Below are 24,053 nucleotides of genomic sequence, written 5' to 3'. Positions count from 1 at the left end.
ACCTATCCATCCATCCCCGCCGCCGTGCGCCGCTGCTGCGGCACCCCGGCGTTGCCGATCATCTCACTCAACGCCACGATCGTCGCACCGGTGCCGTCACCGGGTGCGGCCACCGCGACCGCCGACTCGGTGAACACATGGCTCACCTCGTCCTCGCCGCCGTCGTCCGGCGCCATCACCAACGTCGCGCCCGCGATACCGGTCGCGACGATCTCCAGTACGCCCGCCACCGAATCCGGTCGGCCCGCCGCCCTGGTCCGCGATTCGAAGCTGAGTCCGGTGCGCTGGGCCACCGCCTCGGCGGCACCGGCCAGTTCGTCGTAGGACAGGGTGCGGCCACCGCCGACGAAGGCCACGTCGTCGCCGCGCAGGGCCCTGGTGCGGTGCGCGTAGCCGATCGGCCGCGGCGATTCCGCGGCCAGCTCCGCGATCAGCGCCGGATCGGCGAGGTCGTACCAGTCCAGGCCGTCGGGCGGGTCGAGGATGTCGAGGGCGAGGCCGAGCTTCACCTCGAGCCGATCGGTCAGCGCGGCGTCCATGGTCATCATGGGCACCACCGCCGCGCCCGCCTTCAGTACGGCCCACGTCGCGACGGCCGCGTGCTGCCCGCGCTCGAGCCGGACCGCGACCCCGGTGCCGGGACCGGCGCCGCGCGCGATGAGCGAACGCGCCAGCCGAGAGGAGGCGGCGTCGAATTCGTGGTAGGTGAGCTCGGTGTCGCCCAGGTCGATGGCGGGCGCTTCCGGGTCCTCCTCCACGGCGGAGGCGAGTTCCTGCGCCAGCGCGGCGCCGTTGGCCGACGGCGCGGGCGCGTAGGCCGCCGCGGTCAGTTCGCGCTCGCGCTCCCTGGCATCGCGCAGGTCGATGTCACCGATGCGCACCGTCGGATCGGCGGCGACGGCGGTGACGATCTCGGCCAGCCCGCGCGCGAACGCGGCGACGGTCTGCTCGTCGAACAGATCGGTGGCGTAGGTGAGGACCACGCCGAGCTCGTCGGGCTCACCGGTGGCCGTGAGCCGCGGTTCCACGTTCACCTGCAGGTCGAACTTGGCGGGCCGGGCGGCCAGGTCCATCGCCTCGATGGTGAGGCCGGGCAGCCGCAGCACCGGGGTCTCGGTGTTGTGGAACGAGAGCACCACCTGGAACAGCGGATTGTGCGAGACGGTGCCGCTGGGCGCGACCTCGTCGACGATCCGCTCGAACGGCAGGTCGGCGTTGGCGAACGCGGCCAGGTCGACCTCGCGAGCCGCGGTGACCAGCTCCGCGAAGCCGCGGGTCGGCGCCACCTCGGTGCGCAGCGGCAGCGTGTTGACGAACATGCCGACCAGGTCGTCGAGTTCGGGCTCGCCGCGCCCCGCGATCGGGGTGCCGATGACGATGTCGGTGCTGCCCGACACTCTGGCCAACAGGACGGCCAGGGCGGCATGCACGACCATGAACAGCGACGCGTTGTGCCGGCGGGCGATCTCGGTCAGCCGGGCGTGCACGTCGGCGGGCAGGGTGGTGCTCACATCGGCGCCGCGCAGCGAGGCATGCGGCGGGCGCGGATGATCGTGCGGCAGTTCGACGGTGCCGGAGTAGCCGTCCAGGGTGTGCCGCCAGAAGGCGAGTTGCCGTGCGGCGGTGGAGTTCTCGTCGCTCTCCTCGCCGAGCACGGCGCGCTGCCACAGCGCGTAGTCGGCGTACTGCACCGGCAACGGCGCCCAGCTCGGCGACCGGCCCTCCACCCGGGCGCGATAGGCGATCACCAGGTCACGGGCCAGCGGCGCCAGCGAGGCGCCGTCGGCGAGGATGTGCTGCACCACCACGGCCAGCACGTGCTCTTCCTCGGCCAGCGGGTCGGTGTCGGGGATCGTGAACAGCCCGGCGCGCAAGGGAACTCGCTCGGCGACGTCGAATCCGCCTGCCAGCAGCCACATCACGCGTTCGAGCGGGTCGTCGGTCTCCTCGATCGGCAGCCCGGCCGGCAGCACCGCGCTGACCGGCATGATCTCCTGGTACGGCACGGCGTCGGGGCCGTCGGCGGGGAAGCGGGTGCGCAGCGCCTCGTGCCGTTCCAGCACATCGGCCACGGCGTAGCGCAGCGCGGAGGTGTCCAGCGCGCCGCGCAGCCGCAGCGCCAGCGGGATGTTGTAGGCGGGCGAATCGGGGTCGATCCGGTTGAGCAGCCACATCCGCTGTTGCGCGGGCGAGAGCGGGATGACGCCGCGATCCTGCGCCGGGGTCAGCGGCGGGCGCGGTGCGGCGACGGCGCCGGGGCGCACCCGGGCGGCCAGCGTGGCGACCGTCGGCGCCTCGAACAGGTCGCGGACCACCAGATCGGTGCCGAGCGCCTGGTCGATGCGGGCGATGGCCCTGGTGGCCAGCAGCGAGTTGCCACCGCGATCGAAGAAGTCGTCGTCGAGGCCGACCTCGGGCACCCCGAGCAGCGTCGCGAAGACCTCGGCGACCGCGAGTTCGATCGGCGTCGTCGGCGCGCGGAACGGACCGACCGAGGTGAATTCGGGCGCGGGCAGCGCGGCCCGGTCGAGCTTGCCGTTGGTGGTCAGCGGCAGGGCGTCGAGCACGACCACGGCGTCGGGAACCATGTAGCCGGTGAGGAATTCGCCGACGGCGGCCCGGACACCCGCGGGATCGAGCGCCGCGCCGTCGACGCCGACGACGTAGCCGATCAGCCGGTCGCCCGCGTGCTCGTCGGCCCGCACGACGACCGCGGCCTGGCCGACACCGGGCACGCCGAGCAGCGCCGCCTCGATCTCGCCCGGCTCGATCCGGAACCCGCGCAACTGCACCTGCTGATCGCCGCGACCGCCGTATTCCAGCACCGGTGTGCCACGGAAGCCGATCCAGCGACCGAGGTCACCGGAGCGGTAGCGCCGCGATCCGGGCGGGCCGAACGGGTCGGCGACGAACCGCGTGGCGGTCAGGCCGGGCTTGCCGAGATAGCCGCGCGAGACCTGCTGGCCCGCGATGTAGAGCTCACCGGCGACGCCGAACGGCACCGGCCGCAACCGGTCGTCGAGCACGGCGACCGACAGACCGGGCAGCGCGCGGCCGATCAGGCTGCTCGGCAGCTCGATCGCACCCGCGGCGGTGTTCGATGGCGCCGCGCCCGAGGGGCCTACGTGGTCACGCTCCGCTACCGCCTCCGGCCCCGCCGGGCGCGGCGCGGTGTTCATGTGCGAGACGTGCACCGTGGTCTCGGTGATGCCGTACATGTTCACCAATTGCGGTGCGCCGGGCCCGGTTCCGTACCTGGCGTACCAGCGGCTGAGCTTGCGCGGGTCGAGCGCCTCACCGCCGAAGACGATGTAGCGCAGCGACAGCGGCGCGGCCCCGGCGGCCTGCGCGGCGCGGTCGGCCTCGTCGAGCTGGGCGAAGGCCGTGGGGGTCTGGCTGAGCACCGTCACCCGTTCGCGTTCGAGCAGCTCGCGGAACTGGATCGGCGAGCGCGAGGTGAGATGGTCGACGACCACCACCGACGCGCCACCGGCCAGGGCACACCACAGCTCCCAGACCGAGAAGTCGAAGGCGAAGGAGTGGAACACCGACCACACGTCGTCGACGTCGAACTCGAACAGCAGCTGGGTGTTCGCGAACAGCTCCAGCACATTGCGGTGGCTGACGCCGACGCCCTTGGGCAGGCCGGTCGACCCCGAGGTGTAGATGACGTAGGCCAGGTGGTCCGGCCGCAGCGGCGCGCGCCGTTCGGCGGGCCGCAGCGGGGTGCTGGGGTACGCGGGCGCGGCGTCGACGAGGACCACCGGCAGTTCGGGCGCGGGCACCAGACCACGTTCGGCCGAGGTGGTGAGCAGCACAGCGGGTTTCGCGTCGGCGAGCACGTACTCCAGCCGCTGGGCCGGGTAGCTGGTGTCGATCGGCAGGTAGCCCGCGCCGGCCAGCAGCACGGCGAACAGCGCGACCGGCAGCTCCTCGGTGCGCGGAACAGCCACGGCCACCAGGGTTTCCGGGCCCGCCCCGTGCGCGATGAGGGCGCGGGCCAGCGCCGAGGCGCGGCCGAGCAGGTCGCCGAAGGTGAGCGAGTACTCCCCCGCCCGCACCGCGAGCGCGTCGGGACGCTGCTGCGCCTGCGCGCAGATCAGGTCGGCGAGGGTCACCTCCGGTACCTCGATGCCCGGCGAATCCCCTTCCCGCAGCACGAGTTCGCGTTCGCCAGGGGCGAGGACGTCGATGTCGCCGACCGGTACCGACGGGTCGGCGACCACCGCGGCCAGCACCCGCGTCCAGCGGTCGGCGAAATCGGCGACGGTCGCGTGGTCGAACAGATCGGTGGCGTAGACGAAGGTCGCGGCCATGCCCTGCGGCGCGCCGTCGGCGCCGATCCGCTCGGCCAGCTCCACCTGCAGGTCGAACTTCGCCAGCGGCACGGTGAAGTCCGCGGCCGACACCGCCAGACCCGGCAGGGCCAGGTCGGTGCGGGCCAGGTTCTGGAAGGTCAGCATCACCTGGAACAGCGGGTGCCGCGCGGTCGAGCGCACGGGCTGCAGCAGGTCGACGAGTCGTTCGAACGGTACGTCGGCATGGCCGAACGCGGCGAGGTCGCGGGTCCGGACCTCGGTGAGCAGGTCGCTGAAGCTCAGCGCGGGATCGACCTCGGTGCGCAGGACGAGGGTGTTGACGAACATGCCGATCAGCTCGTCGAGCGCCTGTTCACCACGGCCCGCGACGGGGGTACCGATCGCGATGTCGCGGGTGCCGGACAGCCGCGCCAGCAGCAGCGCCAGCGCCGTGTGCACGACCATGAACAGCGTCGCGTTGTGCTCGCGCGAGAGCGCGGTCAGACCCGCGTGCACCGAGGCGGGCACCTGGATGGGCAGGGTACCGCCGGCCCGGCTGGCGACGGCGGGGCGCGGGCGGTCGGCGGGCAGTTCCAGCTGTTCGGGCAGGCCGGACAGGGTCTGCCGCCAGAAGGCGACCTGCGCGGCGAGCAGCGAGTTCGGGTCGTCCTCGGCGCCGAGCAGCGCCCGCTGCCACAGCGTGTAGTCGACGTACTGCACGGGCAGCGGCGGCCAGTGCGGCGCGCCGCCGCCACGCCGTTCGGCGTAGGCGGCCAGCAGGTCCCTGGTCAGCGGTGCGAAGGAGAATCCGTCGGCGGCGATGTGGTGCACCACGCAGACCACGACGTGCTCGGTCGCCACGGACTCACCGTCGATGTCGGTACGCGATTCGGCGATCGCCAGGACCCGCACGCGAATCGGCGGGGCGGCGGTGACATCGAAGCCGGTCAGCGCGGCATCGGCGATCGCGTCGCCCAGCTCGCTCTCGGTGACCTCGCGCACCTCGAATTCCGGCGCCGCGGCCGGGTCGCCCGGTGCGAGGACCACCTGGTGGCCTTCGCCGTCGAGCACCAGCGCGTCGGGGCGGGCCCACGCCTCGCCGGTACCGCTGTCGCGCGCCGGGTAGACGGTGCGCAGCACCTCGTGCCGGGTGACCAGGTCGGTGACCGCCGCGCGCAGCGCGGGCAGATCCAGCCGGCCCGACAGCCGCACCGCCACGGGAATGTTGTCGACCGCGGAATCGGGGTCGAAGCGGTTCAGGAACCACATCCGCTGCTGGGCGTAGGACAGCGGGACCAGCTCGGGCCGGTGCTGTCTGGTCAGCGGCAGCGTGTGGGCCGACAGCCGCTGCTGTTCGGCCTTGTTGGCCAGCGCGGCGACGGTCGGCGCCTCGAAGACCGCCTGCACGGGCACGCGCACGTCCAGCGCGGCGCCGATCCTGGCGACGGCCTGGGCGGCCAGCAGCGAGTCACCGCCGAGTTCGAAGAAGTCGTCGTCCGCGCCCACGCGGCCGGCGCCGTCCCGCAGCAACAGCGCGGCGAATACGTCGGCGACCACCTGTTCGGCGGGCGTGGCCGGGGCGCGGAAGCCGCGCGCGGTGAACACCGGGGTCGGCAGGGCGGCCCGGTCGAGCTTGCCGACCGGGGTCAGCGGCAGCTCGTCGAGCACCATCATGACGGCCGGGATCATGTACGCGGGCAGCGAACCCGACAGGAATTCCGCCAGTTCCCCGGTGTCGACCGTGCGCCCGACGCGGGGCAGCACGTACGACACCAGCGCGGTGGCCCCCGAGGGCATCGTCTTGCCGACGGTCACCGCGTAGTCGAGGTCGGGGTGCGCGGTGAGGGCGTTGTCGATCTCGCCGAGCTCGATCCGGAAACCGCGCACCTTCACCTGGAAATCGGTGCGGCCCAGGTATTCCAGGGTGCCGTCGGACTCGAGCCTGCGCACGAGGTCACCGGTCCGGTAGAGCCTGCCCTCGCCGAACGGGGAGGCGACGAAACGTTCGGCGGTGAGCCCCGGCCTGCCCAGATAGCCCTGCGCCAGCGCGGGACCGGACAGATACAGCTCGCCGACGACACCGGCGGGCACCGGCCGCAAACGGGCGTCGAGCACGTACAGCCCCATGCCGGGCACGGCGCCGCCGAGGGTGATCGGCGCGTGCGGGTGCAGCGGGCCGGTGCTGGTGGCGAGGATCGTCGCCTCGGTCGGCCCGTACCCGTTGTGGAAGGTGCGGCCCTCGGTGGCCCAGCGGCCGACCAGTTCCGGCCCGAACCGGTCACCGGCGACCACGACGACCCGCAGCTCCGGCAGCCCGGCCGGGTCCACCGATTCCAGCGCGCCCGGCGTGATCAGCAGATGCGTGATGCTTTCGCGGCGCAGCAGATCCGACAGCTCGAAGCCGCCGAAGATCCGCGGCGGCGAGATCACCAGGGTCGCGCCCGCGGTGAACGCCAGCAGCAGTTCCAGGACGGACACGTCGAAGTTCGGCGAGCAAACGTGGAGCACGCGCGAATCCGGTCGCACGTCGAAGTGTTCGCGCTCGGCGCCCGCGAGCGAGGCGAGCCCGGCATGGGTGACGACGACGCCCTTGGGCCTGCCGGTGGAACCGGAGGTGTAGATGACGTAGGCGGGGTGCCGGTCGTCGATCTGGCGCACCCGGTCGGCGTAGCTCACCGCGTGCGCGGGCCGGGCGCAGATGCGCTGGGCGACCACCGGATCGTCGAGTTCGATCCAGTACAGGCCGGTACCGAGGGTGGGCCGGTGCGTGGCGACGGTCAGGCCGAGCACCGCGCCGGAGTCGGCGACGATGTGCGCGATGCGCTCGCGCGGATAGGCCGGGTCGACGGGCACGTAGGCGGCGCCGGTCTTGGCGACCGCCCAGACCGCGAGCACCGACTCGATGGACCGCGCGATCGCGATGGCGACCACGTCGCCCGCGCCGACGCCGCGATCGATGAGTTCCCTGGCCAGGCGCGAGGATTGCTCGTCGAGTTCACGGTAGGTGAGCTGGCGCTCGGCGCCCGGCATCCCCGTCGGGTTGTAGCGGACAGCTATCGACTCGGCCGCGGATTCGACCGCTGCCGTGAGCAACTGACCGAACAAGGGCGCGCCGGCGATGCGTCGTCGGCCGGCACGGCCAGTGCGGCGGGGGGTTTCCACAGACCAATACACCTCTCGCGTCCGGCGGCGGAGTCGGACACAGCATAGTCACACCTAACTGCTGTCGCCGCTCGTCGCCGAGGTGTGCGCCACGACACACCGACTCTGTAGCAACAGAATCGTAATCTGCGCGAGGCCTGTTACGCGGAGCTTCGGCCCTACCCGCCCGAGATGCCGGTGACCTGCGCGGTTACCGGTCCGACAGTGGCGAGGGCCACCGGAGCCAGCATCTGTTGATGACTGGTGTCGACCGGATGATCGGCGATGATCCCGCTGACGTACGGCCGCCACCTGGAGGCGCCACCAGGCGCATCGCCCGTCGTCCGCAGGGCGGTGAAATAGGTGAGATCACCCACGAAACGATCGGGCGTCAGTTGGGTAACCAGACCGACCGTGTGCAGCGCACCCCGGTACATGCCGACGAAGCGCGCCAAGGAGATCGGGGTCGACCCGGCCAGCGCCGCGTGCAGGGCGGCGAGCGCGTCGTCGCCCAGCGCACCGAGGCGCTCGGGCGGCGGGAGCTGCTGGTCGGGGATGCCGAGCTCGCGGAAGGCGTCGCGCAGTTCGGCGCCGAAGTCGGCCAGGTCGGCGCCGGGCAGGCTGTCGAGCATGGTCAGTGTCGCCACCTGTTCGCCCGCGGCTTGCAGCCTGGTCGCCACGGCCTGGGCGAGCACGCCGCCCAGCGACCAGCCGAGCAGGTGGTACGGGCCGTGCGGCTGGGCCGCCCTGATCTCGGCGAGATAGTGCTCGATCAGCTCGTCGACCGTGGCGGGCCGGAAGTCCGGATCGCGCAGGGCCGGTGACTGGATGCCGATGATCGGCCGATCATCGGGCAGGTACGGGGCCAGACCCGCGTAGGCCCACGCCAGGCCGGACACCGGATGCAGACAGAACAGCGGTTCCCCGCCCGCGCCACGGCGCAGCGGGAGGGTGGTCGCCAGCGCCGCGTCGAGGTCGCCGCCGAGCGCCGCCGACCCGGCGACGAGCCGGTCGGCGAGCCCGGTGACCGTCGGGTCGGCGAAGAAGGCGGCCACCGTGAGCTCGGTTCCGGTGCGCTCGCGCAGCCGGTGCACGACCCGGGTGGCCAGCAGCGAGTTGCCGCCGAGGGAGAAGAAGTCGTCGTCGCGGCCGGGCCGCTGGACCCCGAGGACCTCGCCGAACACCTCGGCCACGGCGATCTCGTTCTCCCCCACCGGTTCGCGGTAGGTGCGCGGCTCGATCGCCGGCGCGGGCAGGGCGGCCCGGTCGAGCTTGCCGTTCGCGTTCAGCGGCAGCCGGTCGAGCACGACGAAGGCGGCGGGCACCATGTACGACGGCAGCACCTGCGCCACGGCGGCTTTCACACTCGCGCCGGTGATCTCGGCATCCTGGGCCGGGACCACGTAGGCCACCAGCCGGTCGCCCAGGCGCGGGTCGGACTGCGCCAGCACGGCGGCGTTGGCCACCGCGGGCACGGCCAGTAGCGCCGCTTCGATCTCGCCCAGTTCGATGCGGAACCCGCGGATCTTCACCTGGAAGTCGGTGCGGCCGCGGTATTCCAGCTCGCCGTCGGCCGTCCAGGCCACCAGGTCGCCGGTGCGGTACATCCTGGCGCCGTGCGGACGGGTCGGCTCGCCGTGGCCGCCGCCGAGCGGTTCAGCGCGATCAACGGAGCCACCGGGTCCGGCGAGCGCGTCCACACCGGGACGCTCGGCGGACGTGTCGGCTCCGGCGAGCGCGTCGACACCGGGACGGTCGGCGGACCAGCCCGCGCCGGCGAAGGGGTCGGCGACGAAGCGGTCGGCGGTGAGGTCGGGGCGCGCGAAGTACCCGCGGGCCAGTTGCGCGCCCGCGAGGTACAGCTCGCCGGAGACACCGACCGGGACCGGGCGCAGCCGTGCGTCCAGCACGTAGACGCGGCTGTTCCACTCGGGCGCTCCGATCGGCACCGTGGTGCGGTCGGCGGTGGTGACGCGGTGGTCCGTGATGGAGACGGCGGCCTCGGTCGGGCCGTACAGGTTGTGCAGCGCCGCCTGATTGCCTGCGACGAAGCGCTGCGCCGTCGCGGCGGGAAGCGCCTCACCGATGGCGAGCACCCGGCGCAGCGTGCGCGGCAGCGTGCCGCCCGCTTCGGTGAGCAGCGCGTCGAGCATCGACGGCACGGCGTGCAACGTGGTCACCGAGCGCCGCGCGAGCACATCGAGTAGGTACGCGGGGTCGCGGTGCCCCTCGGGGTCGGCGATGACCAGAGTCCCGCCGCAGACCGCCGTGGACCAGAACTCCCACACCGACAGGTCGAAGGTCGCCGCGGTCTTCAGCAGCACCGAGTCGGCCCGGCCGAGCCCGAAAGCCTCGGTCTTCCACAGCAACTGGTTGACGATCGCCCCGTGCGAAACGGCGACGCCCTTCGGCACGCCGGTGGAACCGGACGTGAAGATCACGTACGCCGTGTTCTCCGGCCGCAGCACCCCTCGGCGCTCGTTCGCGGCGATGGGCGCGTCCGGGATCCCCGACACTTCGACGGCATCGATCGCGACGACCCGCGCCGCCGAACCCGGCTCAGCGGCACCGGTTCGGACAGCCGACCCAGCAGCCGGCATTGCACCGTGCTCGAAGCCGGAGTCCGTGGTCGTCAGCACCAGGGCCGGTGCGGCGGTGGTGAGGACGTGCCCGATGCGGTCGGCGGGCTGGGCGGGGTCGATCGGGACATAGGCCGCGCCGGTCTGGGCTACGGCGTACATGGCGACGACCAGGTCGACCGAACGCGGGATCGCCAGCGCGACACGGTCTTCCACGCCCACGCCCTGGGCGATCAGGTGCCGCGCGAGGCGGTGGACCCGAGCGGCGAACGCGCGGTAGGTCAGCGTGGTGCCGTCCGCCGCGAGCACCGCGATACCGTCCGGGTGCGCGGTGGCGGTCTCGGTGAACAGCGACGCGAGCGTCGCGGGCCGCACCGGATGACCGGTGGCGTTCCAGCCGTGCAGGATTCGGTCCCGCTCGGGCGCCGAGAGCAGCTCGAGCTCGTCGGCAGGGCGATGCGGCGCGGCGGCGACGGCCGTGAGGACGCGGGCGAAGCGGTCGGCGAAGTCACGCGCGGTGGTCTCGTCGAAAAGGTCGGTGGCGTAGGTGAAGACGCCGTTGATGCCCTGGGCGACACCGTCGGCGTCGTAGGTGTCGGCGATGATCGCGTGCAGGTCGAACTGCGAGACCGACAGGTCGACATCCACGGCGTCGACGGCGAGTTCACCGAGTTCGAGGCCGGTACGGGTGAGGTTCTGGAACGACAGGCCCACCTGGAACAGCGGGTGCCGCGCGGTCGAGCGGGCCGGGTTGATCGCCTCGACGAGGCGCTCGAACGGCAGGTCGGCGTGGGCGAAGACCTGGAGATCGGTGTCGCGCTGGCGGGCGAGCAGGTCGGTGAACGGCTCACCCGGGCGCAGGGTGGTGCGGAAGACCAGGGTGTTGACGAACATGCCGATCAGGTCGTCGAGCGCGGCCTCGCCGCGGCCCGCGATGGGCGTGCCGATCGCGAGGTCGTCGGTCCCGGCCAACCGCGCCAGCGTCACCGCCAGCGCGGTGTGCACCACCATGAACAGCGTCGCGCCCTGGCCGCGGGCCAGGGCGAGCAGCGCGCGATGGGTGTCGGCGTCGACCTCGATCGGCACCCGGCCACCGGCGAAGGACTGCACCGCGGGGCGCGGCCGGTCGGCGGGCAGGTCGAGCTGATCGGGCAGCCCGGCCAGCGCCGCGCGCCAGTAGGCGAGCTGCGCCGAGGCGAGCGAATCCGGGTCGTCCTCGCTGCCGAGCAGCGCGCGCTGCCACAGCGCGTAGTCGGCGTACTGCACCACCAGCGGCTCCCACGCGGGCGCCGAACCCGCCGAGCGGGCGGCGTAGGCGAGCATGAGATCCCGCGTCAGCGGGGTCAGCGAGGAACCGTCACCGGCGATGTGGTGCACCACCACGGCCAGCACCGACTCCTCGGGGCCGAGCTCGAACAGCGCGACCCGCAACGGCACCTGGGTGCGCACGTCGAACCCGGATGAACCGAGGGCATGCATGGCCGCGCTCAGCTCGGCGGCGTCCACGCGCCGCACCTCGAGCCGCGGCGTGGCCGCCGACTCCGGCAGCACCTGCTGGATCGGACCGTCGTCGGTCTCGGGGTAGATCGTGCGCAGCGTCTCGTGCCGGGCGACCAGATCGCCGACGGCGGCCCGCAACGCCTCGACATCGATGGCGCCGCCGAGTCGCACCGCCATCGGGATGTTGTAGGCGACCGACTCGGGGTCGAACTGATTGAGGAACCACATGCGCTGCTGGGCCAGCGACAGCGGGATCCGCTCCGGCCGCTCCCCCGCCACCAGCGCGGGCCGCGCACCGGCACCGGCCGACTCGGCGAGCCTGCGCGCGAGTTCCTCGACCGTTGGGGCCTCGAACAGCAGGCGCACCGGGAAATCGGTGTCGAGCGCGGCGCCGAGCCGGGCCGCGACCTGGGTGGCGAGCAGGGAGTTGCCGCCGAGGGCGAAGAAGTCGTCGTCCAGCCCGAGCTGGGTGTCGGCGCCGACATCGAGCACCTGGGCGAAGGTCCCCGCGACGATCTGTTCCACCGGCGTCGCGGGAGCGCGGAATTCGGCGTGCTCGAGCACCGGCGCCGGCAGCGCGCGACGGTCCAGCTTGCCGACGGGCGTCAGCGGGATGGTGTCGAGCTCCATCACCACCGTCGGCACCATGTGCGCGGGCAGACTGCGCTCGGCGAACTCCGTGAGCGCGGCGGGGTCGATCCGCGCGCCGGGCGCGGCGTGCACGTAGGACACCAGAATCGTGGCGCCACTGTCGAGTTCGTGGCCGACGGTGGCGGCGAAGTCGAGACTCTCGTGCGCGGAGAGCACGGCGTCGATCTCGCCCAGTTCGATCCGGAAACCGCGGATCTTCACCTGGAAGTCGTTGCGGCCCACATAGTCCAGCGCACCATCGGCGGTCCAGCGGACGAGGTCGCCGGTGCGGTAGAGCCGGGAACCGGCCGGGTCGAACGGATTCGAGACATAGCGCGAGGCGGTGAGTCCCGGCCTGGCGTGGTAGCCGCGGGTGAGCTGGGCGCCGGTGATGTACAGCTCGCCGGTGACGCCGGGCGGCACCGGCCGTAGCCGGTCGTCGAGGACGTATTCGGCGACGCCGCGTAGCGGTCCGCCGATGGTGAGCGGGTCACCGGGCTTCAGCGGCACACTGATATTGGTGACGATGGTGGTCTCGGTGGGGCCGTACACATTGTGGAACTGCCGCAGGGACCCGTCGGCGAGCGAAATCGCCCAGCGCCGCAGCAGATCCGGCGGACACGCCTCACCACCGACGGCCACCACCCGGAAGTCGTCGAGTCCGGCGGGGTCGATCGAGGCGAGCGCGGCCGGGGTGATGAACGCGTGACTCACCCGTTCCCGGCGCAGCAACGCGGCCAGGTCGTCACCGCCGTACACACTCGGGTCGACGATCACCATGGTGGCGCCCGCGCCGACCGCCAGCAGCAGCTCCAGCACCGAGGCGTCGAACGACGGCGAGGCGAAATGCAGGGTGCGGGAATCGGATTCGACGCCGTAGTGCAGCCGCTGTTCGGCGCAGAAACCGGCGAGCCCGGCCTGCGAGACGGCCACGCCCTTGGGCAGACCGGTCGAGCCGGAGGTGTAGATGACGTAGGCGAGATCCTCGGCGCGGATCTGGCGCACCCGATCGGCGTTGGTGACCGGATCACCGGCGAACTCGTCGGCCATGGCGTCGTCGTCGATGGCCAGCCAGTCCACCCGCGCGGGTAGCTGCCCGGCGACCCTGGACACGGTCAGGCCGAAGACCGCGCCGGAGTCGGAGACCATGTGCGCCACGCGATCCGGCGGATAGTTCGGGTCCACCGGCACGAAACCGGCGCCGGTCTTGGCGACGGCCCACACCGCGAGCACCGACTCGATCGAGCGCGGGATGCCGATCGTCACCAGGTCGCCCGCGCCGATGCCACGGGCGATGAGCAGCCGCGCGACGCGGCTCGAGCGCTCGTCGAGTTCGGCATAGCTGAGGCTGCCGAGGGCGCGCGTGGCGTCGGCGAGGACCACCGCCACGCCGTCGGGATTGGTCTCCACGGCGGTCGCCAGCAGCTGCGGCAGCGCGGTCACCCGTGTGGGGCGGGTGCGCACCGGGCGGGTCCGTACCGGTCGTGTCATCGCGATTCCACCTCACCCATCACCGAACATCGTTGTGTCGCTGTCGAAGACACGACTCAGACCGCCGAGGTACGCAGGTCCCCGAGTACCAGCACGACCTCGGCCCGGCCGGTCTCGGCGGGCGCGGCGTCGTCGGCGATCACCGCGCGCAGGTCCTCTAGCCCGGCGGTCTCGACCGTGTCAAGCCCCGCCCGATCACCGAACAGGTGGCTCACCCACTCGTCGGCGAGCGCCCCGGACAGATCGGGCCCGGCCGGAACCAGCACCATGGACGCACCAGCCACACCCGCCGCTACCGGCTCCACCAGCGCGGCGAAGCTGTCCGCTGCGCCGTTGGCGAAGGTCCGCGACTCGAACGTCAGCTCGGCACCGGTGCGCACCCTGGCGCCCGCGGTGGCGAGTTCGTCGTAGCTGCGGACACCGTCGGCGGCGACGAAGGCCGGGTCGGTGCCGCGCAGCGCCCTGGTGCGGTCGGCGTAGGTCACCGGACGGGCCGACTGCGTGGACAGCTCCGTGCGGATGGCTGGCTCGTCGAGCAGGAGCCAGTCGAGATCGCCCGAACCGGGTGTGCCCGTGGTGATCCCGATCTTGGCGGTCGGCTCGCCGGACAGCGGACCGGCGACCGGCACCACCGCGGCACCGGCCTTGAGCACCGCCCAGATCGCGACGGCCCAGTCGACACCGCGCGGAAGATCGACGGCCACACCGGCTCCCGGCCCGAAGCCACGGCCGATCAGCAGGCGTGCCAGGCGCGAGGAGCGGGCGTCGAGCTGCTCGTAGGTGAGCGACTCCTCGCCCCAGACCAGCGCCGGGCCGTCCGGGTCGTCCTCGGCGGCGGCCGTGAACGCCTGGGCGAGCGTGGTTCCCCCGGTCGGGGCCGTCGGCGCGGGCGCCTGGGCGGCACCGGCGAGCAGCCGGGCCCGCTCCTGCTCGTCGAGGATGTCGATATCGCCCACGCGCTGCTGCGGGTCGGCGGCGACCGCGGTCAGGATGCGGGCGAACCGCTCGCCGAGGGTGCGCACCGTCGACTCGTCGAACAGGTCGGTGGCGTAGTTGAACAGGGCGACGAGTTCGTCCGGCGCGCCCTCCGCGGTGAACCGGGGCTCCACGTCGACCTGCAGGTCGAACTTCGCCGCCACCGCGGTCTCCAGGGCCGCCACGGTGAGACCGGGCAGTTCGAGGGCGGCCACCTCGTTGTTGCTGAAGGTCAGCGCGACCTGGAACAGCGGATTGTGCGCGCTGCCCTTACCCGGCGCGACGACCTCGACGACCCGCTCGAACGGCAGGTCGGCGTGCGCGAAGGCGCCGAGATCGGTCTCGCGGGCCAGGTCGACGGCCTCGTCGAAGGACCCGGCCGGGTCGAGCGGGGTGCGCAGGGTCAGCGTGTTGACGAACATGCCGACCAGCTCGTCGAGCGCCCGCTCACCGCGCCCGGCGACCGCGGTGCCGATGGCGATGTCGGTGGTACCCGACAGCCGGGCCAGCAGCACCGCCAGCGCCGCGTGCACGACCATGAACAGCGACGACTTGTGTTCGCGCGCAATATGGTTGAGCTGAGCGTGCACCTCGGCGGGCAGGCGCAGTTCGGTGGTGGCGCCGCGCAGCGTCGGCACCGCGGGGCGCGGGCGGTCCTGCGGCAGTTCCAGCAGCGGCGGTACGCCGGCCAGCTGGTTCCGCCAGTACGCGAGCTGGGCGGCCGCGACCGAGCCCGGCTCGTCGTCGGACCCGACCACGTCGCGCTGCCACAGCGCGAAGTCGGCGTACTGCACCGGCAGTGGCGTCCAGGCCGGGCTCTGCTCACCGGACCTGGCGACGTAGGCCGTCATCAGGTCGCGGGCCAGCGGCGCCAGCGAGGCACCGTCACCGGAGATGTGGTGCACCACGAACACGAGCAGCCAGTCGGCCGTCGCGCCGTCGGTGAGCAGCCGGGCGCGCACCGGGACCTCGCGGGTGACGTCGAATCCGGCGCCGGTCAGCGCGGCGGCGCGGCCGAGCACGTCATCGGTGGTCTCCACCTCGAGCCCGTTCGGCAGGACGGCGCCCACCGGCAGGATCTCCTGTGTGGGCGTACCGTCCACCGACGGGAAGCGGGTGCGCAGGGATTCGTGTCTGCCGAGCACATCGGTCACGGCGGCGTCCAGCGCGGCCACGTCGAGCGCGCCGGTGAGACGGATCGCGAACGGCAGGTTGTAGGAGGCCGAGGCCGGGTCGAGCTGGTTGAGCACCCACATGCGCTGCTGGGCCAGCGACAGCGGAATCCGTTGCGGCCGTTCGGCGGCGACCAGTGCGGGCCGCGTCGCCGCGCCGCCGAGGGCGCCGACACGCGCCGCAAGCGCGGTGACGGTAGGCGCCTCGAACAGGTCGCGGATGGTGATGTCGGCGTCCAGCGCCTCGTTGATCCTGGCGACGGCGCGGGTGGCCAGCAGCGAGTTGCCGCCGAGGGCGAAGTAGTCGTCGTCGGCGCCGACGCGGCCCATGCCGAGCAGTTCGGCGTAGACACCGGCCACGATCTCCTCGACGGGAGTCGCCGGAGCACGGAACTCGCCCGCGGTGAAGGTCGGCGCGGGCAGTGCCTTGCGGTCGAGCTTGCCGCTGGGATTGAGCGGGAACGCCGCCAGCGCGACGAGCGCGGCGGGAATCATGTACGTGGGCAACGAATCACCGATGCCGGCCAGCAGCGCGGCCTGATCGATCTCGGCGCCGGGCTTGGGCACCACATAGGCGACCAGCTGTTCACCGGCGGGCGAATCGGCGACGAGCGCGACGGCCTGACTCACCGTCGGCTGGGCCAGCAACGCGGTCTCGATTTCGCCGAGCTCGATGCGCTGACCACGGAACTTCACCTGGAAGTCGGTGCGGCCCAGGTATTCCAGCGCGCCGCTGCCGTCCTCCTGGGTCCGCCACACCACGAGGTCGCCGGTGCGGTACATCCGCAGACCGGGCGCGAACGGGTTGGCGACGAACCGGTCGGCGGTGATGTCGGGCCTGGCGACGTAGCCGCGCGCGAGCTGGTCACCGGCCAGGTACAGCTCACCGACCACGCCGGCGGGCACCGGGCGCAGGCGCGAATCCAGCACGTACACCTGGGTGTTCCACTCGGGCACACCGATCGGCACCGAGCCCCGGCCCGTTCGTTCGGCGGGCCAGTAGGTCACCGAGACCGCGGCCTCGGTCGGCCCGTACAGGTTGTGCACCCGCGCCGTGGACACCGCGTTCATCGCCGCGACCGTCTCCGGCGGCAGCGCCTCGCCGACGACGAAGACGTCGCGCAGGGTGGGAATGGCACCGGGGATGGTGTGCGCGGCGAACACGGTGAGCATCGACGGCACGAAATCCGTCACCGTGACGCCCTGCGCCGCAATGGTTTCGGCGATGTAGGCCGGATCACGATGACCGTCGTGGGTGGCCACGACCAGCTTCGCGCCGGTGCGCAACGGCATGAAGTAGCCCCACAGCGACACATCGAAGGTGGTCGCGGTCTTCTGCAGGTACACGTCATCGGGGCCGAGTGGGTACTCGGCGAGCATCCAGCTGGTCTGGTTCTCGATCGCCGCGTGCGAGACCGCGACACCCTTGGGCCTGCCGGTCGAACCGGAGGTGAAGATGACGTAGGCCGGATGCGCGGGCAGCAGGGGACGCACCAACTCGGTCTGTGCCACCGGATCGCCCGAGAAGTCTTGCAGCGCCACGGTATCGAGCAGGACGACCGGCGTGTGCGCGGGCACCTCGACCGCGTCGGCGGTGGTGGTGAGCACGCACACCGGCGCCGCCGTCTCGAGGATGTGCGCGATGCGCTCGGCCGGATGATCCGGGTCAAGCGGGACGTACGCGCCACCGGCGGTGACGATCGCGTACATGCCGACCACCAGATCGAGCGAACGCCGCACCGCGAGACCGACATACGATTCCGGGCCGACACCGTCGGCGATCAGCCGCCGAGCCAGCCGGTTGACCCGCTCGTCGAATTCCCGGTACGTCAGCTCGGCGCCCTCGTAGGCCACCGCGACCGCGTCGGGGTGCGCGGCGACGGCGCGCCGGTAGCCGTCGAGCAGCAGCGCGGGCGCGAGTTCGTGCGCGGTGTCGTTCCAGCGCACCAGGATTCGATCCAGCTCGGCCGGATCCATCAGCTCGTGCCCGCCGAGCGGCGCGGCCGGATCGGCCACGATCGCGGCCAGCAGGCGCACGAACCGAGCGGCGACGCCCTCGACGGTGGCCGCGTCGAACAAATCGGTCGAATAGGTGAGGCCCACCGCGATCCCGTTCGGCACGCCGTGCCGGTCGGTGTCCTCGACCATCTCGAACTGCAGGTCGAACTTGGCGAACGGAATGCTCAGGTCGACGCCGCTGACCGTCATGCCGGGCAGCTCGAGCGCGGTGCGCGCCATGTTCTGGAACGCGAGCATCACCTGGAACAGCGGATGCCGCGACGTGGAACGGGCCGGGTCGAGCAGTTCGACGAGGCGCTCGAAGGGCACGTCGGAGTGGCCGAAGGCCGCGATATCGGTGCCGCGCGTGTGCGCGAGCAGCTCCTCGAACGTGGCCGCCGGGTCCACCTCGGTGCGCAGCACCAGGGTGTTGACGAACATGCCGATCAGATCGTCGAGGGCGGCGTCACCGCGACCGGCCACCGGCGTGCCGACGGCGATGTCGGTGCTGCCCGAGAGCCGGGCCAGCAGCGCCGACAGCGCCGCGTGCACGACCATGAACAGGGTCGAATTGTGCGTGTGCGCGAGCTTGTCGAGCCCGGCGTGCACCTCGGCGGGGATGCGGAAGTCGAGGGTGGCGCCACGGTAGGTGGCATCGGCCGGGCGCGGGCGATCGGTCGGCAGGTCGAGCTGGTCGGGCAGCCCGGCGAGCTGGGTGCGCCAGTAGTCGATCTGCTGGGCCAGCACCGAATCCGGATCGTCCTCGGTGCCGAGCACCGACCGCTGCCAGAGCGTGAAATCGGCGTACTGGACGGCGAGTTCGGGCAGGCGCGGTTCCCGGCCCGCGCTGCGCTGGACGTAGGCGCCCATCAGGTCGCGGGTGAGCGGGCCCATCGAGACACCGTCACCGGCGATGTGGTGCACCACGCACACCAGCACGTGCTCGTCCGCGCGCAGCCGCAGCAGGCGCAGCCGGATCGGCGGGGCGAGCGCGACGTCGAAGCCGACGCCCACCGTCTCGGCGACCAGCGCGGGCACCTGGTCCTCGGTGACCTGCTCGCACTCCAGGCCCGGCACCGCGCGCGGATCGCTCAGCGGCAGGATCAGCTGCTGGCCTGCGCCGTCGACCTGCGGGTACATGGTGCGCAGCACCTCGTGCCGCGCCACCAGATCGCGCACCGCCGCGCGCAACGCGTCGACATCGAGCGCACCGGACAGGCGCACCGCGATCGGCATGTTGTTGACCGCGCTGGTCGGATCGAACCGGTTGAGAAACCACATCCGCTGCTGCGCGAACGACAGCGGGATGATCTCGGGCCGCTCCTGCGGCAGCAGCTCCTGCCCGGAGCCGGTGCCGATGTGGCGTTCCACCCGCTCGGCCAGCGCGGCGACGGTGCTCGCCTCGAACAGCACCTGCACCGGCACCCTGGTGTCGAGCGCGGCGCCGATCCGGGTGGCGGCCTGCGCGGCGAGCAGCGAGTTGCCGCCCAGTTCGAAGAAGTCGTCGTCGGCGCCGACGCGGATCTCCTCGGCCCCGCCCGCGGTCAGCAGCGTCGCGAAGACCTCGGCGACGATCTCCTGCACGGGGGTCGAGGGCGCGCGGAACTCCCGTGCCGCGAAGACCGGTTCGGGCAGCGCCTTGCGATCCAGCTTGCCCACCGGCGTCAGCGGGATCTGGTCGAGCACCATGATCGAGGCCGGAATCATGTAGCCGGGCAACGATTCCGCGAGGAACGCGTCGAGCGCGCTCACCTCGACGGTGGCGCCCGCCCTCGGCAGCACGTACGACACCAGTGCCGTCACGCCGGAGGGCAGGGTCTTGCCGAGGGTCGCCGCGAAGTCGATGTCGGGATGCGCGGTGAGAGCGTTGTCGATCTCGCCCAGCTCGATCCGGAAGCCGCGGATCTTCACCTGGAAGTCCGAGCGGCCCATGTATTCGATGACGCCGTCACCGGATTCGGTGCGGCGCACCAGGTCACCTGTGCGGTACAGCCGGGCGGCGGCGTCGCCGCTCTGCGCGCCGAACGGGCTCGCGACGAACCGTTCCGCGGTCAGTCCGGGCCGGTTCAGGTAGCCCTGGGCCAGCGCGGGACCGGACAGGTACAGCTCGCCGATCACTCCGGCGGGCACCGGGCGCAGGCGCGAATCCAGGACGAAGGCACCGACACCCACGATCGCGGAGCCGATCGTCACCGGCGCGGCGGGGTCCATCGGAGGGGTGCTGGTGGCGAGGATGGTGGCCTCGGTCGGGCCGTAGCCGTTGTAGAACTCGCGCTCGCCGACCGCCCAGCGGCCGACCAGTTCGGGGCCGAACTTGTCACCGGCGACCACGACGACGCGCAGGTCGTCCAGGCCGGCCGGATCGACCGATTCCAGCGCGCCCGGGGTGATCAGCATGTGCGTCACCCGCTCGCGGCGCAGCAGATCGGCGAGTTCGAAACCGCCGAACACCTGCGGCGGCGCGATCACCAGGGTGGCGCCCGCGGCGAAGGTCAGCAGCAGCTCGAGCACCGACACGTCGAAGTTCGGCGAGCACACGTGCAGTACCCGCGCCTCGGCGGTGACGCGGTAGTGCTCGCGCTCGGCGGCCACCAGCGGCGCCAGACCGGTGTGGGTCACCACGACGCCCTTGGGCTTGCCGGTGGAGCCGGAGGTGTAGATCAGGTAGGCCGGGTGGCGCTCGTCGAGCGTGCGGACCCGATCCGCGTAGGAGACCGGGTGCGTGGGCTGGGTGGCGATGCGCGCCGCCGTCGCCGCGTCGTCGAGTTCGAGCCACGGCAGCGTGTCACCGAGGACACCGCGATGCGCGCCGGTGGTGAGACCGAGTACCGCGCCGGAGTCGGAGAGGATGTGGGCGATGCGGTCGGCCGGATAGTTCGGGTCGACGGGCACGTAGGCGGCGCCGGTCTTGGCGATGGCCCACACCGCGAGCACCGATTCGATGCTGCGGGCGATGCCGATGGCGACCACGTCGCCGGGGCCGATCCCGCGCCCGATCAGCTCCCTGGCCAGCTGCGCGGAGCGCTGATCGAACTCGGAATAGGTGAGCTGACGCTGATCGCCGGGCTCGCCGGTGGGGTTGAACCGGACGGCGACCCGATCGGCCGACGACTCGACCGCCCCGGTCAGTAACTGCCCGAATGTCGGACTGCTCGACCGGCGACGGCGGTTACCGCGGGCAGAACGACGGGCGGTTTCCATTCGAGTTCATTCACCTCTCATCGAGCCTGGACGCGCTGACGGCCGCCCGGTGCAGATCGAGCCATCATATCCAGCCCGGTTTCCGGGCCCCAGGTTCCATGGGCCCTGAGGATTATCGGCCCGCCGACCAGCGGCGTTGCCGCATCACACAGCAAAGTGACGGGGCTCATAGCGAACCACCGTCACTTTGGTTTCGCGGTGAAAACCGCGCGGGCGCTCAGTGCGCGGACGGACCCCACTCCATCGGCACGCCCTTCGAGGCGAGGTAGGGCAGCGGGTCGATCTTGGTGCCGCCCTGGTCCCAGATCTCGAGGTGCAGGTGCGGGCCGGTGGACTGGCCGCGGTTGCCGACGGTCGCGATGACATCGCCCGCGTTCACCCGCTGACCCTGGGTGACGAGCATGTCGTTGACGTGGCCGTAGACAGCGGTGGTGCCATCGTCCTGGAGCACGCGCACCCACAGGCCGAAGCCCGAGGCAGGGCCCGCCTCGACGACGGTGCCGCTCATGACGGAGTGGATCGGGGCGCCGAGCGAATCGGCGAAGTCGATGCCGCTGTGCATGGCGCCCCAGCGGGCGCCGAAGCCGGAGCTGATCGGGCCGGCGACCGGACGGGCGGCCTGCGGCGGCGCGACCTGGTGCTGGATGCCCTGGATGATGTCTTCGACCTGGGCGAGCGGCGCGGAGATCTCGGGCGGCAGGTTGCCGATGCCGAACGGCGCGGCCACGGGCGCGGCGATCGGCGCTGCGACGGCGTCGATCTGCGCGGGCGCCTCGGCGGCGGGGGCGGTGTGCTGCGCGGCGATCAGGCTGACCTCGGCCGCCTCGCGAGCGGAATCGGGGACGACGGAGGCCTCGACGTCGTCCTTCTGCGTCGGTAGCAGCGGGGCCGCGTAGGCGATGGTCGGGGCGACCTGGGCGGCGATGCCGACCAGCGCGCCGGTGGCGACCGCGGCGCTGGCGGCGACCCGCACCCGGTCGGTCCTGGACGGTTCGGCGCGGTGCCGGCTCGGGCGCCCGGCGCCTCCGTCACCCAGCAGGGCCTTGACGGAGATGGATTCGGGGCCCATACGGTGCTGCGACAAAGTTTCGTCCTAGCGTCCGGCGACAAAGGGAACGACACCGGCTCTGGCGACCCGGCCCGGAAGCCGCTCTCGCGGTTCCCGCTGCCGACTCGACGTAACGTTTCGGCATCCGTTGTGACGGGAACTCTACCCGGCCGTGACCATTCCGCAACCTTCCGGGAGGAAGTCGCAGGTAGGAGCCGTGTCGGACGGTAACAATCGCACCGTCGGGTCCGTTATCCGGGCAGTCGACGGACTCTGCCCGCACCCCGACAGGCCAGACTCGGACCATGGTGATCGAGAGCTTGCGTGTCCCCATCGTCGCCGCGCCCATGGCGGGCGGCCCCACCACCCCGGAACTGGTCGCCGCCGTCTCGGCGGCGGGCGGCTTCGGCCAACTGGCCGCGGGATACCTGGCCGCCGACGCGATGGCCGCCCAGATCGCGGCCACCAGGGCCACCACCACGGCACCGTTCGGGATGAACCTGTTCGCGCCCGGCCCGGTGGCCGAGCCCGCGGCCTACGCCGCCTACCTCGCCGAACTGGGCGTTGACCATCCACTCGGCACGCCGAGGCACGACACCGACGCCTGGGCCGACAAGCTCGACCTGCTGGTCGCCGACCCGATCGCGGTGGTCTCGACGACCTTCGGCTGCCCGACCGCCGTCGAGGTCGACCGGCTGCACGCCGTCGGCACCGAGGTCTGGGTGACGGTCACCTCCCCCGCCGAAGCGCTGATCGCCCTCGACGCGGGCGCCGACGCGCTCATCGCGCAGGGCGCCGAGGCGGGCGGCCACCGCGCGAGCTTCCTCGACGATCCGGCCGAGGACATCGTCGACCCGCCCGGCCTGCTCACGCTGATCCAGCTGCTCACCGCCGTCACCGCGCGGCCGATCATCGCGGCCGGTGGGATCGCCACCGGCGCCGGGCTGGCCGCGGTACTGGCCGCGGGCGCCGCGGCCGGACAGCTCGGCACCGCGTTCCTGCGCTGTCCCGAGGCCGGGACCAACGCCGTGCATCGCGCCGCGATCGGGTCGACGGAGCCGACGATGCTCACCCGCGCCTTCACCGGACGGCGCGCCCGCGGGATCCGCAACAGTTTTCTGGAGGCGCACACCGCGACGGCGCCCGCCGCGTACCCCGAAATTCATTACGCCACCGCCCCGTTGCGAGCGGCGGCCAGGTCGACGGGCAACTCCGACGATGTGAATCTGTGGGCGGGGCAAGCGCATTCACTGACCGGCGAGCAACCCGCGGGCGAACTCGTCGCGGAGCTGGTCGCGGATGCGAAAAACGCACTCCGAAAAGCACTTTCGGAATGAATCCAGGGTTATTGACAACGGATTTCGTTTAGACTCGTAGGGGCATCGCATCCCGCCGACCACCCCCAAGCAGGAGGAGAGCGCCATGTCCCTCGATGTTCCCGCCGCATTGCTCGAGCGCGCCGAACAGGGCGATATCGACGACGCGGAATTCGTCGAATGCGTCCGTACGTCACTGCCCTACGCCTGGGAGGTCGTGAGCCGCGTCGCCGGTGAACTGCGGGCGGGCGACGCGGAATTCGCCGACAACGTGGTGCCGCCGCCGGACGAGGTGGCCCGCGGTCAGCTGCTGCGCGCACTGGCCTCCGACGCCATCCGCGGCGGCCTGGAACGCCACTTCGGCGTGAAGCTGGCCTTCCAGAACTGCCACCGGGTCGCGGCCTTCCCGCTCTCGGCGGTCGGCGGCGAGACCTACTCCCGCTACATCAGCCCGCGCGCCCAGCTGCTCAACCAGAGCCCCGAACTGCGCAACTGCTGACAGGCAGACGAAAGGCGGGGGGGGGGGGCCGTGCCCCCCCGCCGTTGTGGTGGGTGAGGACGCGGGGTCCACCGGGAGGTTGGCCCGGTTCTTCTCCAGGCCCTGTGACATCGTGTTCAGGCTGTGGATGAGCGGGCCGAGCCTGCCGCCGTTGTCGACGCCCATCTCCTGCAGGACCTTCGACGCGGCGGCGACATTGTCGAGC

At 72.1% G+C, this 24,053-nt stretch carries 6 protein-coding genes; 2 read left to right on the top strand and 4 right to left on the bottom strand.

What is annotated here, in order from left to right:
- Positions 1-2: 2 nt before the first annotated feature.
- The 4 genes from QH270_RS07095 to QH270_RS07080 all read right to left on the bottom strand — a co-directional run bounded on the left by QH270_RS07095 (position 3) and on the right by QH270_RS07080 (position 22,069).
- Complete coding sequence (locus QH270_RS07095; RefSeq protein ID WP_280339663.1) at positions 3-7,391, bottom strand: non-ribosomal peptide synthetase; 7,389 nt, start codon at positions 7,389-7,391, stop codon at positions 3-5.
- Between the two features lie 227 nt (positions 7,392-7,618).
- Positions 7,619-13,612 carry an amino acid adenylation domain-containing protein gene (locus QH270_RS07090; protein ID WP_432420312.1) on the bottom strand — a complete coding sequence of 1,998 codons (5,994 nt, stop codon included), beginning with the start codon at positions 13,610-13,612 and terminating at the stop codon, positions 7,619-7,621.
- An 83-nt stretch (positions 13,613-13,695) separates the two neighbouring features.
- On the bottom strand, positions 13,696-20,985 hold the full coding sequence (locus QH270_RS07085) for a non-ribosomal peptide synthetase (protein WP_280339659.1): 7,290 nt from the start codon (positions 20,983-20,985) through the stop codon (positions 13,696-13,698).
- Between the two features lie 217 nt (positions 20,986-21,202).
- The gene (locus QH270_RS07080) at positions 21,203-22,069 is read right to left on the bottom strand and encodes a M23 family metallopeptidase (protein WP_280339657.1); all 867 of its coding nucleotides are present in this window, start codon (positions 22,067-22,069) and stop codon (positions 21,203-21,205) included.
- A gap of 269 nt (positions 22,070-22,338) precedes the next feature.
- Here QH270_RS07080 and QH270_RS07075 point away from each other — a divergent pair, with 269 nt between their 5' ends.
- Positions 22,339-23,370 (top strand): nitronate monooxygenase, encoded by a 1,032-nt coding sequence (locus QH270_RS07075; protein ID WP_280339656.1) that lies wholly within the window; start codon positions 22,339-22,341, stop codon positions 23,368-23,370.
- Between the two features lie 85 nt (positions 23,371-23,455).
- Complete coding sequence (locus QH270_RS07070; RefSeq protein ID WP_232996587.1) at positions 23,456-23,848, top strand: SCO5389 family protein; 393 nt, start codon at positions 23,456-23,458, stop codon at positions 23,846-23,848.
- The last annotated feature ends 205 nt before the right edge of the window (positions 23,849-24,053 follow it).

It is taken from the genome of Nocardia neocaledoniensis (assembly GCF_029868625.1).
Lineage (GTDB): Bacteria > Actinomycetota > Actinomycetes > Mycobacteriales > Mycobacteriaceae > Nocardia > Nocardia neocaledoniensis_A.
This window is presented reverse-complemented; position numbering and strand designations above follow the sequence as displayed.

Excerpts from the sequence above, each read along its gene's own strand:
- QH270_RS07085 (WP_280339659.1), bottom strand. The coding sequence starts at position 20,985 with ATGGAAACCGCCCGTCGTTCTGCCCGCGGTAACCGCCGTCGCCGGTCG.
- QH270_RS07075 (WP_280339656.1), top strand. The coding sequence starts at position 22,339 with ATGGTGATCGAGAGCTTGCGTGTCCCCATCGTCGCCGCGCCCATGGCG.
- QH270_RS07070 (WP_232996587.1), top strand. The coding sequence starts at position 23,456 with ATGTCCCTCGATGTTCCCGCCGCATTGCTCGAGCGCGCCGAACAGGGC.